The sequence below is a fragment of the Collinsella sp. SGI.241 genome (assembly GCF_050312955.1).
In the GTDB taxonomy this organism is placed as follows: domain Bacteria; phylum Actinomycetota; class Coriobacteriia; order Coriobacteriales; family Coriobacteriaceae; genus Collinsella.
The window spans coordinates 1-15,705 of sequence record NZ_JBNPKM010000017.1 but is presented as its reverse complement, the minus strand read 5'-3'; the positions used below and the strand labels follow the sequence as shown (position 1 = coordinate 15,705).

14 protein-coding genes and 1 tRNA gene are annotated in these 15,705 nt (G+C 59.4%); 14 read left to right on the top strand and 1 reads right to left on the bottom strand.

The window, feature by feature from the left end:
* Positions 1–17 precede the first annotated feature (17 nt).
* The 9 genes from ACQQ92_RS07710 to rbr all read left to right on the top strand — a co-directional run bounded on the left by ACQQ92_RS07710 (position 18) and on the right by rbr (position 8,221).
* Complete coding sequence (locus ACQQ92_RS07710; protein WP_427719512.1) at positions 18–1,277, top strand: MFS transporter; 1,260 nt, start codon at positions 18–20, stop codon at positions 1,275–1,277.
* A gap of 170 nt (positions 1,278–1,447) precedes the next feature.
* Positions 1,448–2,635: a glycosyltransferase gene (locus ACQQ92_RS07705; RefSeq protein ID WP_427796181.1), complete on the top strand. Its 1,188-nt coding sequence runs from the start codon at positions 1,448–1,450 to the stop codon at positions 2,633–2,635.
* Positions 2,632–3,975, top strand: a complete 1,344-nt coding sequence (locus ACQQ92_RS07700; protein WP_427796180.1) for a histidine kinase — start codon at positions 2,632–2,634, stop codon at positions 3,973–3,975. The genes ACQQ92_RS07705 and ACQQ92_RS07700 overlap by 4 nt, the downstream gene beginning before the upstream one ends.
* A 72-nt stretch (positions 3,976–4,047) precedes the next feature.
* Complete coding sequence (locus ACQQ92_RS07695; RefSeq protein ID WP_154518646.1) at positions 4,048–4,764, top strand: LytR/AlgR family response regulator transcription factor; 717 nt, start codon at positions 4,048–4,050, stop codon at positions 4,762–4,764.
* A gap of 93 nt (positions 4,765–4,857) precedes the next feature.
* Entirely contained in the window at positions 4,858–5,325 is a 468-nt protein-coding gene (locus ACQQ92_RS07690) for a metallophosphoesterase family protein (protein WP_427795256.1), read from the top strand.
* 412 nt (positions 5,326–5,737) lie between these two features.
* Positions 5,738–5,815, top strand: a tRNA-Asp gene (locus tag ACQQ92_RS07685).
* A 340-nt stretch (positions 5,816–6,155) separates the two neighbouring features.
* Entirely contained in the window at positions 6,156–6,641 is a 486-nt protein-coding gene (locus ACQQ92_RS07680; protein ID WP_154518481.1) for an RrF2 family transcriptional regulator, read from the top strand.
* A 21-nt stretch (positions 6,642–6,662) separates the two neighbouring features.
* Entirely contained in the window at positions 6,663–7,568 is a 906-nt protein-coding gene (locus ACQQ92_RS07675; protein ID WP_427796179.1) for an adenine glycosylase, read from the top strand.
* A 113-nt stretch (positions 7,569–7,681) separates the two neighbouring features.
* Positions 7,682–8,221 (top strand): rubrerythrin, encoded by a 540-nt coding sequence (gene rbr / locus ACQQ92_RS07670; RefSeq protein ID WP_154518486.1) that lies wholly within the window; start codon positions 7,682–7,684, stop codon positions 8,219–8,221.
* Between the two features lie 118 nt (positions 8,222–8,339).
* Here rbr and ACQQ92_RS07665 read toward each other — a convergent pair whose 3' ends face one another.
* A complete protein-coding gene (locus ACQQ92_RS07665; protein WP_154518490.1) occupies positions 8,340–8,525 on the bottom strand; it encodes a hypothetical protein in 186 nt (61 codons plus the stop codon).
* 26 nt (positions 8,526–8,551) lie between these two features.
* Here ACQQ92_RS07665 and ACQQ92_RS07660 point away from each other — a divergent pair, with 26 nt between their 5' ends.
* From ACQQ92_RS07660 to ACQQ92_RS07640, 5 genes are all read left to right on the top strand, one after another.
* A complete protein-coding gene (locus ACQQ92_RS07660) occupies positions 8,552–8,974 on the top strand; it encodes a hypothetical protein (RefSeq protein WP_154518493.1) in 423 nt (140 codons plus the stop codon).
* Positions 8,975–9,093: 119 nt separating this feature from the next.
* Complete coding sequence (locus tag ACQQ92_RS07655; RefSeq protein WP_427796178.1) at positions 9,094–10,449, top strand: DNA recombination protein RmuC; 1,356 nt, start codon at positions 9,094–9,096, stop codon at positions 10,447–10,449.
* A gap of 127 nt (positions 10,450–10,576) precedes the next feature.
* On the top strand, positions 10,577–12,379 hold the full coding sequence (locus ACQQ92_RS07650) for an ABC transporter ATP-binding protein (RefSeq protein ID WP_427796177.1): 1,803 nt from the start codon (positions 10,577–10,579) through the stop codon (positions 12,377–12,379).
* Between the two features lie 63 nt (positions 12,380–12,442).
* The gene (gene nth / locus ACQQ92_RS07645; RefSeq protein WP_427796176.1) at positions 12,443–13,105 is read left to right on the top strand and encodes an endonuclease III; all 663 of its coding nucleotides are present in this window, start codon (positions 12,443–12,445) and stop codon (positions 13,103–13,105) included.
* A 155-nt stretch (positions 13,106–13,260) separates the two neighbouring features.
* The gene (locus tag ACQQ92_RS07640) at positions 13,261–15,657 is read left to right on the top strand and encodes a hypothetical protein (protein WP_427796175.1); all 2,397 of its coding nucleotides are present in this window, start codon (positions 13,261–13,263) and stop codon (positions 15,655–15,657) included.
* Positions 15,658–15,705: the final 48 nt, after the last annotated feature.

Sequence of the window (15,705 nt, the reverse complement as noted above, 5' to 3'; positions counted from 1 at the left end):
ACGAAGGGTCCCTGTCCATGAAATACACCAAGCTCGAGCGTAACTGGGTTATGTACGATGTGGGCAATTCGGCCCTCGTGTTGCTCAACACTTCGGTGGTGCCCATCTACTTTAACGCCATCAATACCGGTGCTTCCTCGGCCGACCTGGTAGTCGCTTGGGGTAGCGCGCAGACGATTGCCTCGCTGGTCATTGCCATGCTCATGCCCATTTTGGGCGCGCTTGCCGATTACGCCGGCAACAAGATCAAGTTCTTCTTGGGCTTCTTCCTCACGGGCTTGGTGCTTTGCCTGGCGCAGGCTATCCCAATGTCCGCCATGGCATTTTTGACCGTGTACGTGCTGTGCACCATCGGCCTTAACTCTTCTATGACGTTCTATGACGCCATGCTGCCCGACATTACCACCGACGAGCGCATGGACGCCGTGTCCAGCTCGGGCTATGCCTGGGGCTACATCGGTTCCACCGTGCCGTTCATCATCTGCCTGGCGCTTATCATGGGTGGTCCCGCTCTTGGCGTCCCCACCATGCTGGCAACGCGTCTGTCGTTTGTCATCACTGGTGCCTGGTGGCTCATCTTTACCCTGCCGCTCATTCGCACCTATAAGCAAAAGTACGGTCGCGAGCGCGGTCCCGAGGACACCATCGGCCACATCGTGGGCGGCGTGTTCTCCGAGGTCGTACACACCATGCGCGAGATCGCCCACAACAAGACCGTGCTGGTCTACATGATCGCGTTCTTCTTCTACATCGACGGTGTGCACACGGTCATTTCCATGGCAACCAGCTACGGTTCGGCTCTGGGCATCGACTCGACCCAGCTGGTACTGGCCCTGCTCGTTACACAGTTCGTGGCCTTTCCGTCCGCTATCATCTACGGCAAGCTCGCCGGACGCGTGGGCACGCTCAACATGATCCTGGTGGCGGTCGCCGCCTACATGGGCATTGTGCTGTTCGCCGCGTTTTTCCTCAAGACCGCCTTTGAATTCTGGGTGCTTGCCATTATGGTCGGCCTGTTCCAGGGTGGCGTGCAGGCACTCAGCCGTAGCTACTTTGGCCGCATCATCCCCAAGGAAAAGTCCAACGAGTACTACGGCTTCTTTGACATCTTTGGGCGCTATGCAAGCGTTATGGGCACCTTTCTGGTGTCGGTCGTCACCTCGCTGACCGGCAACCCGTCGCTGGGCGTTCTTTCCATTGCTGTGCTGCTGGTCGTTGGCTTTATGCTGCTGGCCCGCCTGTCTCGCATGACTCGAGCGGCAGAGCATGCCGCATAGGAGCGAGCGGCTATTGTGCCTGTCCGCGGTACTCTTTTGGGGTTATCCGCAATAAACATTGCGACTTGCGAGCAATGATTTGCCCAAGTGGGTATGATGGAATCAGCTAGGTCGCGGGGCGTCGCCTGTGTTTGGCGGCGCCTCGTTTTTGTGTTGCAGGGAGGGAAGGCATGAACGCCACGGTTGTGATTCCAACATATTGGGCGGGCGATGATGCCCATGCAAACGCTCCCGGTGTCTATGACCACTCGACGAAGCTCAACGCCACCAATCCCGAGCTCGATCGCTGTCTTGCTTCGCTCGAGCAGGTACGCGATATTCCGCGAATCATCCTTTTGGTGGTCTGTCCCATCTCGGCCACGGCGGATGTGTCGAAGCGCGTACGCGAAATCGTCGACGCGCACCCTACGCTCAAAGTTACCGTAGTCACCAATACCCAGGCATCGCGTATCGCCGACCGCGTAGCGCAGATTGCGCCCAAGGGTTCGGGAGAATGCGTGAGCCTGCGCGGCTATGGCGCCATCCGCAATATGGGACTTGCCTGTGCCGCCGTGCTGGGTCACGATGCCGTCATCTTTTTGGATGACGACGAGACTGTCATCGATGCCGACTTTATGAAACGCGCGACTTACGCGTTGGGGCAGCAGACGCGTCAGGGCCTGCCGATCTTGGTTAAGAGCGGCTACTTTTACGATCAAGACGGATCGCCGCTGGCCCCCACGGACAAGGTGGGCATCTGCCACCGTTGGTGGACCAAGCGTATCGAGTTCAATCGCTGGATGAAAAAGGCGCTCTCGGGTACCCGTATTTCGCGTTCAAACTATGTGTGCGGCGGCCTTATGGCCCTCCATGCCCGCGCCTTTACCCGCGTGGCATTTGACCCGTTTATCACTCGTGGCGAGGACCTGGACTACCTCTTTAATATGCGCATATTTGGCTACGACGTATGGTTTGATAACGAGTGGACCGTGCGCCATCTGCCGCCCGAGTCCGAGAAACGCTCGCCGCGCTTTATGCAGGACGTGTACCGTTGGTACTACGAACGTGCCAAGCTAATGTTTGCCGCGCATCAGAAAGAGCTCATTCCCGTTACAGCCGCGTCTCTCATGCCCTATCCGGGCCCGTGGATTTCGCGCGAGCTTGACGATCGCGTGCGTAAGACTGCCATGGTCCGCAGCATTTTTACCCGCGAGCACGAGGGATACCTACGCATTTGGCGCCACGGTATTGACGAGGCCAGGACCTACGCACGCCAAAACGCCGCAAGCTACCTGCGTTTCCAGAGCTTCTGGCCCAAGATTATGGATGGGCTCTGGCGTGACGCCCAGCTGACCAGCATCCTGGAGGGGACTGAATGATCGACCGCCGCGCCCAGCGCGATAGTTCAATGTCAATCTTTCGCATCATTGCCGTATCCTGCGCCATTTGTGTGCTGGTGTACTTTGTTTTTGCCCTGGCGACTGGAATCGAGCCAATCGCGACCGTGGTCGCCTGTACGCTGCTATGCATCTTCCTGTGTATCTTTATCTTTTTGACGCTCAATCCCGATTCGGTTCGCTCGCAGTACACCGAGGAGACGCTCTCGGTGGCCTCGGCCATGCTCGAGGACATTAAAGGCGGTCTGACGCAGGAGTCAGCACGTCTGGTGTGCCAGCGCATTTTGCCCGAGACACGCGCCATGACAGTTGCCGTTACCGACGAGAGCAACGTACTGGCCTGCGCGGGCGAGTTTGAGGAAAAGCTGCTGCCCAATTCTCCCATTCATACGCTCGCCACGCGCTACGTCATCGAACACGGTATCGTCCAGTCGTTCAACCGCGTGGTGGACGTGGTGGGTTCGGATGGCTCACACAACCAGGTCCCCGCTGGCATCATCGCACCCATCAAGGTAGGTGACCGCACCGTCGGCACGCTCAAGTTCTATTACCAGACCCCGCGTGCCGTCGACCGTACCCAGTATGCGCTCGCCTCGGGTTTTGCCGAAATCCTGTCCACGCAGCTCGCCATTCACGAGCTCGAGGTGCAAAAGGAGCTCACGGCCCGTGCCGAGGTGCGTGCCCTGCAGGCGCAGATTAACCCGCACTTCCTGTTCAACACGCTCAACACCATCGCATCGTTTACGCGTACCGACCCGCTGCGCGCCCGCGAGCTGCTGCGCGAGTTCTCCTCGTTCTATCGCGCAACGCTCGACAATTCGGGCTCGCTCATTCCCGTGTCGCGCGAGGTCGCACAGACCAAGCGCTACCTGACGTTTGAGAAGGCGCGCTTTGGCGAGGATCGCGTGCTGGCGACCTTTGACGTGTCCGAGGACGTCGAGGACACGCTGGTTCCGGCATTTGTGATCCAACCGATTGTCGAGAACGCCGTGCGTCACGGCATGGGTGATGCCAGTGCGCTGAAGATTGACGTGACGGTCCGCAGAGATGGTGACGATGCGATTTTGATTTCGGTGGCCGATGACGGTGTGGGCATGGACGAGGGCATCGCTGCCAGACTGTTTGACGAGCGCTCTGCCCGTCCCGACGCCAGCTCCCCGCAGGGTGGCGGCGCCGGCGTTGCCATGCACAATATTTCGGAGCGCATTCATCGCTTTTATGGGCCGCACTCCTATACGCGCGTCGAATCGGCGCCGGGTAAGGGCGCTAAAGTGCTCCTACATCTCGATTTGTCGGAGAGCATCTTCGACATTCAAGAGTAGAATAATTGGTCACGGGCTTAACGCCGGTTGGCGTATGCCCGATGTAGTTTGTTGACGAAAGGTTTTATCCCCATGCTGCGTGCGATGATTGTGGATGATGAGGCCCCGGCCCGTTCGGAACTTCGCTTCTTGCTCGAGCAGACGGGCAAGATCGGCACGATCACAGAAGCGTCGAGCGTTCGCTCCGCCATCGAGATGCTTATGGAGAGTCGCGTTGATGTCGTATTCCTCGATATTTCGATGCCTGGCGCTTCGGGTCTGCAACTTGCCGAGGCGCTGCATAAGCTTAAGAATCCGCCGGCGATCGTGTTTGTGACCGCGTACAGCGATCATGCGGTTGAGGCGTTTGATGTGGATGCCGTCGACTATCTGATGAAGCCGGTAGAGGAAGCCCGCCTGGATCGTGCAATCGAGAAGGTCATGCAGCGCACGAAGCCCGTTGCGGACAGCAAGGTGACCATCGAGCGCATCCCGGTGGAGAAGGGCGGCCGCAAGGTGCTCATCCCCGTGGACGACATTCGCTTCATTATGGCCAAGGACGATTACTCCTGTATCTATACCGTCGACGACCGTTTTTTGTCGACGACCTCGCTGGCACAGTTCGAGGCCAAGCTCTGTGATTTTGGCTTCTTCCGCGTTCACCGCCGCTATATCGTTAACCTGGCGTGTGTTACCGACGTCGAGACGGTCCCCTCGGGCGCTATCCAGCTGGGCATTACGGGCGTCGACGAACGCGTACCGGTTTCGCGCCGTCGCGTCGTACCGCTCAAGAAGGCCCTGAGCCTCTAGCACACCGGCCCCGCAGCCCTGTAGACCAAAATCGTCTGCGGAGCCGCGGGGCTTTTGTATGAATGCACCAAATCGTTTTGCGAAAGGGATCCCATGAACAGTGCAAGCGCCAAGCGTATCGACATCATCTCGGACACCCACGGTTATCTGTCGCCCGCGCTTTTAGATGAGTTGAGCGGCGCGGACCTGATTATCCATGCCGGCGATCTTACGTCGGAGATGGACTACGAACATCTGCGAACCATTGCCCCCGTGCGAGCGGTTCTGGGCAATAACGACTACTACTGTGATTACGGCCCCGAAGTGGACCGTCTGGCGCTCTTTAGCTACGAGGGCCTTAAGTTTGCCGTAGCCCACTACCGCGAAGACCTCCCGGTGGGATCCGTGGACGTAGCCATCAACGGTCACACTCACGTAACCAAAGAGGCCCAGGTGGGCCGCTGCTTGGTCCTCAACCCCGGTAGTGCTAGCTACCCCAGAGGCACCCGAGGCCCCACCATGGCCAGAATGCTCGTCAAAGACGGCAAGATTCTCAGCACCAAATTTATTGACCTAGAGTAAACGCAACAAAAACGGGGGATGCAGATTGCATCCCCCGTTTTTCTTTGAGCCAAAGGCCGAGCTTCAACAAGAACAATCAGACCAACCCCGCCGAGGAGCACGCGGGCTAGCCGCGCAGCGGCGCACGCCCGCAAAACTGGTTGAACATAGTGACGGCAGGGAGGGTCTCCGGGGCCGGCTGGCGCGGGTTAAGTTTGTCGCGAGTTCCGCAGGCAAAGGAAAGCACTTAATGTGCTTTCCGTCTTGCGCAGGACTGTAGAGCAGCAAACTTAACCCGCGCCAGCCGGCCCCGGAGACCCTCCCGGAGGGACCCAAAAAATATTTTCAAAAAAGTTGTTGCGCGGCGAACAGACTTCTGTGTATACTAATCCCCGCAGCGCACGCGAGCGGAAACAAACGCGAACGACTGCCTGGGGAGTTAGCTCAGTTTGGTTAGAGCGCCGGCCTGTCACGTCGGAGGTCGCGGGTTCGAGCCCCGTACTTCCCGCCAACGCAATTAAAGCCACGTCTTCGGACGTGGCTTTTTGCGTTTAATAGGACAACCGCTCGGCCGTCCCTTTCATTCAGCTCCTTGCTTCCGAGATGCGGAAATGAATTAAGTATATCGGTTTAAACAAGGGGGGTTTGTTGCGCAACACTCGTTCAATGAAACAGGGGGTTAGGTTATACTAAATTCCACTGCAGGCCTAATCTGATGCAATTTGCTTTGGATTCGACCTTCAGCGGACATCTAATTCACTATTTGGTTGTCCCGGCGGTTATTTAGCGTCTCGACGTAAGCTCGGCCCCGGAGCCCGTTCGAGCTGTTCGTATTCCTTGAAAGGGGAAACATGGACATATCGAGGAAGACTGATTATGCCCTCCGCATGCTTGCGATGCTTGCCGAGGAGCCGGAGCGGTTGCTTTCTGTTCGCACTGCTGCCGAAGAGGTCAATGTTCCGTATTCGTTTGCCCGCTCGATCCAACACGGTTTGGTTCAGGCCGGTATTGTGGAGAGCCTGCGTGGCGTCCACGGCGGTATGCGTCTTAAGGTCAACCCGAGCGAGGTCACTATCCGTCAGGTCGTCGAGGCCGTTCAGGGCCCTATGGTTATGAATGATTGCACGGCACTCGATGGCGACTGTGCACGCAGGGGCACGTGCTGCTATCATCCCCTGTGGGCTGGGGCCCAGGCGCTGATGCGTGACTACCTCGATTCCGTTTCGCTGGACGATGTCGTCGCTCGCCGCCAGTTCCCCGCCGTCGATCCCAAGTTCGCCGACCGCGACGCCTTTCCCGAGTATGCCGTTTGCGCGTGTGCTTGCCGGGAGGAGTAGCGCCGCATAAGGAGTATAGCTATGATTCAGGACCCCTTTCGTTCGATGATTCGTTCGGAAGGGGTTCTGCGTTATCGCGACCTTCCGTGGCGCCGCACACGCGACCCGTACATCATCTGGCTTTCCGAGGTCATGCTGCAGCAGACGCAGGTTCCACGCGTAGAGATGCGCATGCCGGCATGGCTCGACCGCTTTCCGACCGTGCATTCTCTCGCCCAGGCCGCTCCTTCTGATGTTTTGGACGCTTGGCAGGGCATGGGCTACAACCGCCGTGCTTTGGCGCTCCATAAGGCCGCGCAGCGACTCGTGGAGGACTGGGATGGGGAGTTTCCGCGTGATACACGCGACCTGGTCGCGCTGCCCGGTATTGGGCCCGCAACGGCGCAGGGCATTCGGTCGTTTGCGTTTGATCTTCCGGGAGTGTACCTGGAGACCAATGTGCGCACGGTCTTTCTGCATCACTTTTTTCCTGACGTTCCGTCTGTTCCCGATCGCGAGTTGGTGCCGTTGATCCAGGCGGCCTGCCCGGCGGCGCCCGGTGCGGCGGCGGATGAGGCCGCTCCCTTTGCCGTGCCGCTCGACGATGCCGATACGCCGCGCGCGTGGTATTACGCGCTGCTGGATTACGGCGCGTATCTTAAAAAGACGCTGCCCAATCCGTCTAGGCGCTCGGCGGGCTACAGCCGCCAGTCCAAGTTTGAGGGCTCGCGTCGGCAAAAGCGTGCCCATATCGTGCGCATGCTGCTTGCAGCCCGCGACGGACAGCCGGCGGGCATAACGCTTGTTGAAGCTGTTGCAGGCGTTAACAAGATGGAGGCCGCAGCGGGTCGCGAACCGGTTGGTTGCGATTTTATTGCGGGCATTCTTGCCGACCTGGAGCGCGAAGGCTTTTGTCGTGCCGAAGGCGAGCGCTGGCTGAGTGTGTGATGACGCGAATTTGCAGAACAGGATAGTAAGGTTTAGATTCTCGGCATGAGGGTATCCTAAAGGCAATGCCGCTCAAAGTCTATGGTCGGCGCGTATTGAAGGGAAGTACACCTATGGATTTTGAGAATTCTCAAACCAAGAAGAACCTCGAGACCGCTTTTGCCGGTGAGTCCCAGGCGCACACCAAGTATCGTTACTATGCATCCAAGGCCAAAAAGGACGGCTACGTTCAGATTTCGAATATCTTTGCAGAGACGGCGGGCAACGAGTCCGAGCATGCCAAGCTGTGGTTTAAGTACCTGCACGACGGTGCTGTTCCGGATACGCTGGACAACCTGCGCGATGCCGCCGCGGGCGAGAACTACGAGTGGACCACGATGTATGACGAGTTCGCCAAGACCGCCGAAGAGGAGGGTTTTGCCGAGATTGCCGCGAAGTTCCGTGGCGTTGGCGCTGTCGAGAAGGCTCACGAGGAGCGCTATAACAAGCTCGTCGAGCGCATTGAATCGGGCGAGGTGTTTGAGCGCGAGGGCGTAAAGGTGTGGAAGTGCCTGAACTGCGGGCACCTGCATGTTGGTGCCAAGGCGCCCGAGGTGTGCCCGGTTTGCAACCATCCCAAGGCGTACTTTGAGGAGCAGGTGGTGAACTACTAGCGCGTGGCGCGGGCTTGCCAACGAGTTTTGGCTAATAGATTAGTTTGTGTGCCGCCCCTTTTGGGGCGGCACGTTTTGTTTGGGGTCCCTGTCTTCACAATTTCCGTCAAGCTTTTGGTTAGGTTTTGGTCGGATGGCGCAAGGGCGAGAGGGCAAAAGATTGCTGGCGAAAAAAGCTCAAAGAAAGTGCTGGTAGGGGAGTTGTTGAACTTTTCGACAGTTTTCTGACAAAAGAATCTTTGCGGCTATTGCCGCGGATTTCATTGCCGCGGCCGCGATGGTGCGGGATGCTGGGCGCAAGCATCGAATGCTCCTATTGAGGAGGCCAACATGGATCTGTTTCTTGAGACCCCGCAGCAACAAGCCGAGCGCATGCTGCGCCAACAGCAGCGGCTTATGGAGATGCAAATGCAAGGGGCAGCCGTCCAGCCTCCTGCGCAAAACGCCGCGCCCGCGGTATCGTCTGCGGGTGAGGTGGACCCAGGAGCCTATTCCGTACAGCAAGATTCATATGCGCAGGAGCTTGCGTTCGACAAGCGTCGTGCGCGTCGCCGTCGCTGGGCCCAGCGCCTGCGTACGCTGGCGATGATCGTGCTGATCCCGTTGGGACTCGCGGCAATCTTCTTGGCCTCATATGCCCTTACGTGCATTCTCAACGGCGCTTCGCCCAGCGAAGTGCTCCAACATTTAACAGCTCTCGGCCAGCGCCTGGGCGATGTCGTAACAACCATCCGCGCCGGCTGGGAGAGTTAGCGTGCCAGTATTCATAGCGCAAAGGTAACTTGATGCGCCGCCGGCCACGCGCTGCATATGACAGGGTAAGATTGATTGCGGTTCGATTATTGTTCGATTGGGTTTGTTGGGCGGAGTCTATGTCTGCTGTTGATATTGTGCTGGTCGTGATCGCCTTGGTAGCGGTAGGAGTGGCTGTGGCTTGCGCCCTGCAGCTCAAGGGCCTTCGCGCCGAGCTGCGAGAGCGCAGCGATGGCGGTGCGGAGGCGATGGCGGCACTCGAGCAGGCCAACAACGCGCTCGATGCCCTGAACGTCGCGTTGGCAGAAACCCGCCGCACGGCCAATGCCATCGCGCAGCAGCAGACGACAGATGCGGCCGTGGAGCAGCAACGTTACCTGAACATCGCACGCGAGTTTTCGCAAGCTGGTGACCGGATGGATGACCTGCGCCGCGAGACGGCCCAACAACTCGGTGCCAACCGCGAGGGCATCGAGCACCGCCTGGACAAGGTGCGCGAGACGGTCGATGCCCAGCTGGGTGCTATCCGCAAAGACAACAACGTGCAACTCGATCAGATGCGCGCGACGGTGGACGAGAAACTCTCCCGCACGCTCAACGATCGCCTGTCGGCATCGTTTAAGCAGGTGAGCGACCAGCTCGAGGCCGTGTACAAGGGCCTGGGCGATATGCAGTCCATCGCCACCGGCGTGGGCGACCTTAAGCGCGTGCTGGGCAACGTAAAGGCGCGTGGCATTTTGGGCGAGGTGCAGCTGGGTGCAATCCTGGCGGACATCCTTACACCCGACCAGTATCTGGAAAACGTCGCCACCAAGCCCGGCGCCTCGGAGCGCGTTGAGTTTGCCGTCAAGCTGCCGGTAGACGAGGGCGATCCCGTGCTGCTGCCGATCGACTCCAAATTCCCGGGTGACGCATATGAGCATCTGCTCGACGCCCAGGAGTCGGGTGACGCTGAGGCCGTCGCCGCAGCGCGTAAGACGCTCGACACCATGGTCAAGCGCGAGGCCAAGGACATCTGCGAAAAGTACCTGAGTGTGCCGGCAACGACCAACTTTGGCATCATGTTCGTGCCGTTTGAGGGGCTGTACGCCGAAATCGTCAGCCGCCCCGGGCTTATCGAGACTCTGGGCCGCGACTATCACGTCAACGTTGCCGGTCCCAGCACCATGGCGGCCATTCTCAACAGCCTGCAGATGAGCTACCAAACGTTTAGGCTGCAAAAACGCACCGATGACGTGCTGCGCGTGCTTTCTGCCGTCAAGGCCGAGCTGCCGCGCTATCAGGCGGCGCTGCGCCGCGCCCAGCAGCAAATCGAGACCGCGGGAAAGACGGTCGAGGGCATCATCACCACGCGCACCAACGTCATGGAGCGCAAACTCAAGGACATCGACGCGCTGGAAGACGCCGACCAAGCTGATAAGATCTTGGGACTCACGCCCGCGGGCCTTCTCACAGACCAAGAAGACGAGGAATAATTACAACAAGACGGTGGGGCACCGGCGCAAACGCGGGCGCCCCGCTGCTTTTCGCATCGTGCTTGCCTGAAGTGCGCTTTAGTATGCAACAATGACGTTTAGCTCCGCCAGATGTGAAAGGAAGCCCATGTCACAGAGAAGCACCAGTCCGCTCAAACGCTCAACCGTGCGCCGCACGCTACAGCGTTTTTGGGACGTCACGCGCACGCAGCCGCTGATCGTCTTTCTCTCGGTACTCTCGTCGGCGGGCTACATCTTTTTGCTCACGTTTGCCAACACCTACGTGATGGCGCTTATCGTCGACCGCGTCCAGGCCGGCCCCGTGGCGGGCGACCGGGTGTTTGAGGTCTTTGGCCCCTACATTCTGGCGCTCGTGCTCGTTAACCTAGTGGGCCAAATCCTCTCCAAGCTGCAGGACTACACCGTCTACAAGCTCGAGATTGCGGGCAACTATCACTTGGCGCGCCTGTGCTTCGACACGCTCTCCAATCAATCCATGACATTCCACACCAGCCGTTTTGGCGGATCGCTTGTGAGCCAGACGAGCCGTTTTATGAGCGGCTACACGGGTCTGGTGGACGTGACGGTGTATTCGCTCATTCCCACTATCACCTCGGTTGTCTGCACGGTGGCGGCACTCGCTCCGGTGGTGCCCACGTTTACCGTGATCCTGGTGGGCATTATGGTCGTCTACATCGCGTTTGTCTGGCTTATGTATAAGCGCATCATGCCGCTTTCGGCCGCGACGTCCGCCGCGCAGAACAAGCTGTCGGGCGTGCTGTCCGACGCGGTCACGAACATCCTGGCCGTCAAGACCTGTGGGCGCGAAGACTTTGAGCGCGACCTGTTCGATGCTGCCGACCGCGCCGCGCGCGACGCCGAGACGGTTTCGATGCACGCCATGATGCAGCGCAACTTTACGACCTCGGGCCTTATCGTCATCACCATGGCCGTGGTGAGTGTGTTTGTGGCGGGCGGCAACGCGTGGTTTGGCATCTCGGCCGGCTCGCTTGTCATGATCTTTACCTATACGTACAACCTCACCATGCGTCTGAACTACGTAAGCTCCATGATGCAGCGCATCAACCGCGCGCTGGGCGATGCGGCCGAGATGACGCGCGTGCTGGACGAGCCGCGTCTGGTGGCAGACGACGAGAACGCTCCCGAGCTCAAGGTGGGCGAGGGCGCGATTGATTTTGAGCACCTGAGCTTTGCATACCGCGACGCCGCGGCGGGCGAGAGCGTGTTCGACGACCTGACGCTCCATGTGGCGGCGGGCCAGCGCGTGGGCCTGGTGGGCAAATCGGGCTCGGGCAAGACGACGCTCACCAAGTTGCTGCTGCGCCTGGACGACGTACAGGGCGGTCGCGTGCTCGTGGACGGTCAGGATGTCTCGCGCTGCACGCAGCAGAGCCTGCGCCGCCAGGTTGCCTACGTGCCGCAGGAGGCGCTGCTGTTTCACCGCTCCATTCGCGAGAACATCGCCTACGGCCGCCCCGACGCCACCGACGAACAGATCCGCGAGGCGGCCCGCTTGGCCAATGCCCTGGAGTTTATCGACCGCCTGCCCCGGGGCTTTGACACCATGGTGGGCGAGCGCGGCGTTAAGCTTTCGGGCGGCCAACGCCAGCGCGTGGCCATCGCCCGTGCCATCCTCACCGACGCGCCGATTCTGGTGCTCGACGAGGCGACCTCTGCCCTGGACAGTGAGTCCGAGGCGCTGGTGCAGGAGGCGCTTGAGAACCTGATGCGCGGCCGCACCTCTATTGTGGTGGCACATCGCCTGTCCACCGTGGCGGCGCTCGACCGCATCGTGGTGCTGGCGGACGGCGAGATTGTCGAGGACGGTACGCATGCGCAGCTTGTCGAGGCAGGCGGTGAGTATGCGAGCTTGTGGGGCCGCCAGACCGGCGCATTTTTGGAGGCGTAAAGACCCCATACGTGGGACAATCGTGCCCATAGGTAAGTTATGCCGCTGATCCGAGGAGTCGTTATGCCACGCGAGACCAATGCCGCCAAACGCGAGCGTGCCGTTGAGGTGTGCGAGCGCCTTAACCGTCGCTATGGCCCGGTTGAGTGTTTTTTGGACCACGAGAATCCCTATAGGCTGCTCATAGCGGTGTTGCTCTCGGCGCAGACGACCGACGCGCAGGTCAACAAGGTGACGCCGAAGCTGTTTGCCCAGTGGCCCACTCCCGAGGCCATGGCGGGGGCGAGCGTTGCCGATGTGGCAGATACCATTAAGTCGCTCGGCTTCTATAAGAGCAAAGCCAAGCACGCCGTGGAGGCCGCACAGATGATTGTCGCCGATTACGGCGGCGAGGTGCCGGCCGACATGAAGGAACTCGTCAAGCTGCCGGGCGTTGGGCGCAAGACGGCGAACATCGTGCTCAACGTGGGGTTTGGCATTGTCGAGGGCATCGCGGTCGATACGCACGTCAACCGCATCGCGCACCGTCTGATGCTGAGTCCCAAGACGCACGCCAAAGAGCCGCTCAAGACCGAGCAGGATCTGCTCAAGATCTTGCCGCACGAGTATTGGGAGTCGGTCAACCACCAGTGGATCACCTTTGGCCGCGAGATCTGCGATGCCCGCAAACCTAAGTGCGACGAGTGCCCGCTGGCAGATCTTTGCCCCAGCGTACGGATGGTGTAATAGCTTTTTGCAAACTTTTTTGCAAAAAAGTCTCAAACCTTAGATATAGCTTGGTTGCGCAACCAATTCGCGTTTTTCCCTTTTTAAATAAATCGTGCATTAGTAAATCTGTCTCGTTTTTTCGGGACGGGCTGTTTCTGAACAAAGGGGAAAACATGGCAAAGTATCAGCCCGCGCACAAAAAAGCGCAACCCAAGCTCAATCTTGCTAAGCCTGCGGTAACCATGGCAGTTACCGCCAGCCTCGCACTGTCTCCGGTCCTGCAGACCGCTGCTTTCGCTGAGTCCGGCACCGACGCCAACGACGATGTCAAGGCCGAGCAGAAGCAGGCCAGCAAGGAAGAGATCGCCGCCGCTAAGGCCGACGTCGAGAAGGCCCAGAAGGCCTACGACGAGGCTAAGGCCAACGTCGAGAAGACCCAGAAGGCCTACGACGAGGCTAAGGCTGCCGCCGACGAGGCTCAGGCCGGCGACCAGGAGGCCCAGAAGGCTCTCGAGGCCGCTGCCGCTGCCGAGATGGAGGCCGAGACCAAGCTCGCCACCGCCAAGGACGCTCTGGACGAGGCCGAGAAGGCTTACAAGGACGCCCAGGACGCTGCCGACGCACTCGGTGTTGAGTACAACGAGAACCAGTACGTGAAGAAGGCCGAGGAGGCCCGCGCCGCTGCCGACGCCAAGAAGGCAGAGTGGAACGACGCCGCACAGGCTCAGAACGACGCCCAGGTTGCTCTGGAGAACGCCAAGAACCTGACTTCTGAGGACGAGGCCCAGGCTGCCTACGACGCTGCTGCCAAGAAGGCCGATAAGCTTTATCAGGAGTGGAGCGACCTTGACAACGCTGCTGCTAAGGCTGAGCAGGCTGCCAAGGATGCCGAGAAGACGATGAAGGCTGACCTGGAGGCCGCCAACGACGCCCAGGTTGCTCTCGAGGCTGCCAAGAAGCTTCCCTCCGTCGAGGATGCCCAGGCTGCTCTTGAGGCTGCCACCAAGACTGACGATGAGGCTGCTGCCAAGTTCAATGAGCTTAACAACAAGGCTCTCAAGGCCGAGGACGCTGCCACTGCTAAGAAGAACGAGTGGGACGCTAAGCTCGCCGAGGCCAACGAGGCTCAGGTTGCCGTTGCTAACCGTAAGGCCAACGAGGCTGCGCGCGACGAGGTCTATCAGAAGTGGACCGACAAGAACAACGATGTCCGTAGGGACCAGGAAGCCTACAACAAGTCCATCGATGAGCTGCAGGCTGCCAACGAAGCGCTCGCCGCCGCCAAGGATGCTTGCACCGCTGCAAAGGCAGTTTTTGACAGCGATGTGAACAATATGTTCTCTGCTACCGAGAGCGGTGATTCGAAGGGCGAGCAGTTCTGGTATAACCAGGCCTATGGTCCTGATGGTAGCTCCGAACGCTATCAGCAGGCTCAGGCTGACGTGGAGAGTGCCCAGGCTAGGTTCACGACGGCTCAGAACGATAATACCAAGGCATATGCAACGCTTCAGGAGAGCACCAAGGAGCTCGAAGAGCTCGCTGCTCAGAAGGATGCCGCGATTGATAAGGTCGCGCTTGCCGATAAGTATGACGATCTCAAGGCCGACGCCGACAAGCTTGGCCAGGAGTACAACGAGAACCAGTACGAGAAGAAGGCCGAGGACGCCCGCGCCGCTGCCGATGAGGCTAAGGCTGCTTGGCACAAGACGACCGACAAGAAGGCCCAGGCCGAGGCTGACCTGAAGGCTGCTCAGGGCAAGGAGCAGACTGTCAAGGACGCTCAGGATGCATTTGATGCTGCCATGGGCCAGGCGGACAAGTCTGGTAAGGCTTACAACGAGGCTCTGAACAAGTCTGATAAGGCTGCTAAGGCTGCCGAGGATGCTAAGGCCGACCGTGACGCTGCCATCGATGAGCAGGTTAAGGCTAACCAGGCTCTCGCTGCGGCCAAGAAGAAGCCGCAGATCGTTGCCGCGGCCCAGGCTGCGCTCAAGGCTGCTGCCGCCAAGGCTGATAAGCTGGGCCAGGAGTACAACGACCTCGAGAACGAGGCTTTGAATGCTGAGAATACCCTTGCCGCCAAGAAGGCTGCTTGGGACAACGCTCTTGCTGCCGCCAACGCTGCTCAGGTTGCTCTCGCCGACGCCCAGAAGGCAAAGGATGAGGCTGATCAGGCTCTCGAGGACGCAAAGGCCAACACCGAGGTTAAGTCCGATGAGGCAAAGGCTGCTGCTGCCAAGTACGAGCAGGCACAGAGCGATGCTCTCGAGGCTTATGCCGAGCTCCAGCTCGCCAAGCAGGCCGAGGCCACGGCTCAGGCTCAGCTTGAGGCCGCCAAGAAGGTCCTGGGTTCGCTGGTTCCCTATGTTGAGCCCACTCAGCAGCAGGTGAACACCACCGCGACGACCAAGACTCCGGCCAAGGCCGAGAAGAAGGCTGACGAGAAGAAGGCCGACGAGGCTGCCCTTCCCACCACTGGTGATAGCGTTGCCGCTCAGGTTACGATCATCGCCGGTCTGGGTGCCGCTGCCATCGCCGCTGGTGCTACCCGCCGCCGCTTTAATGCCTAATGTAGCTTTTTAAGCTCGTTTCCCCTTTATAGGCGCCTCCGGTTACAA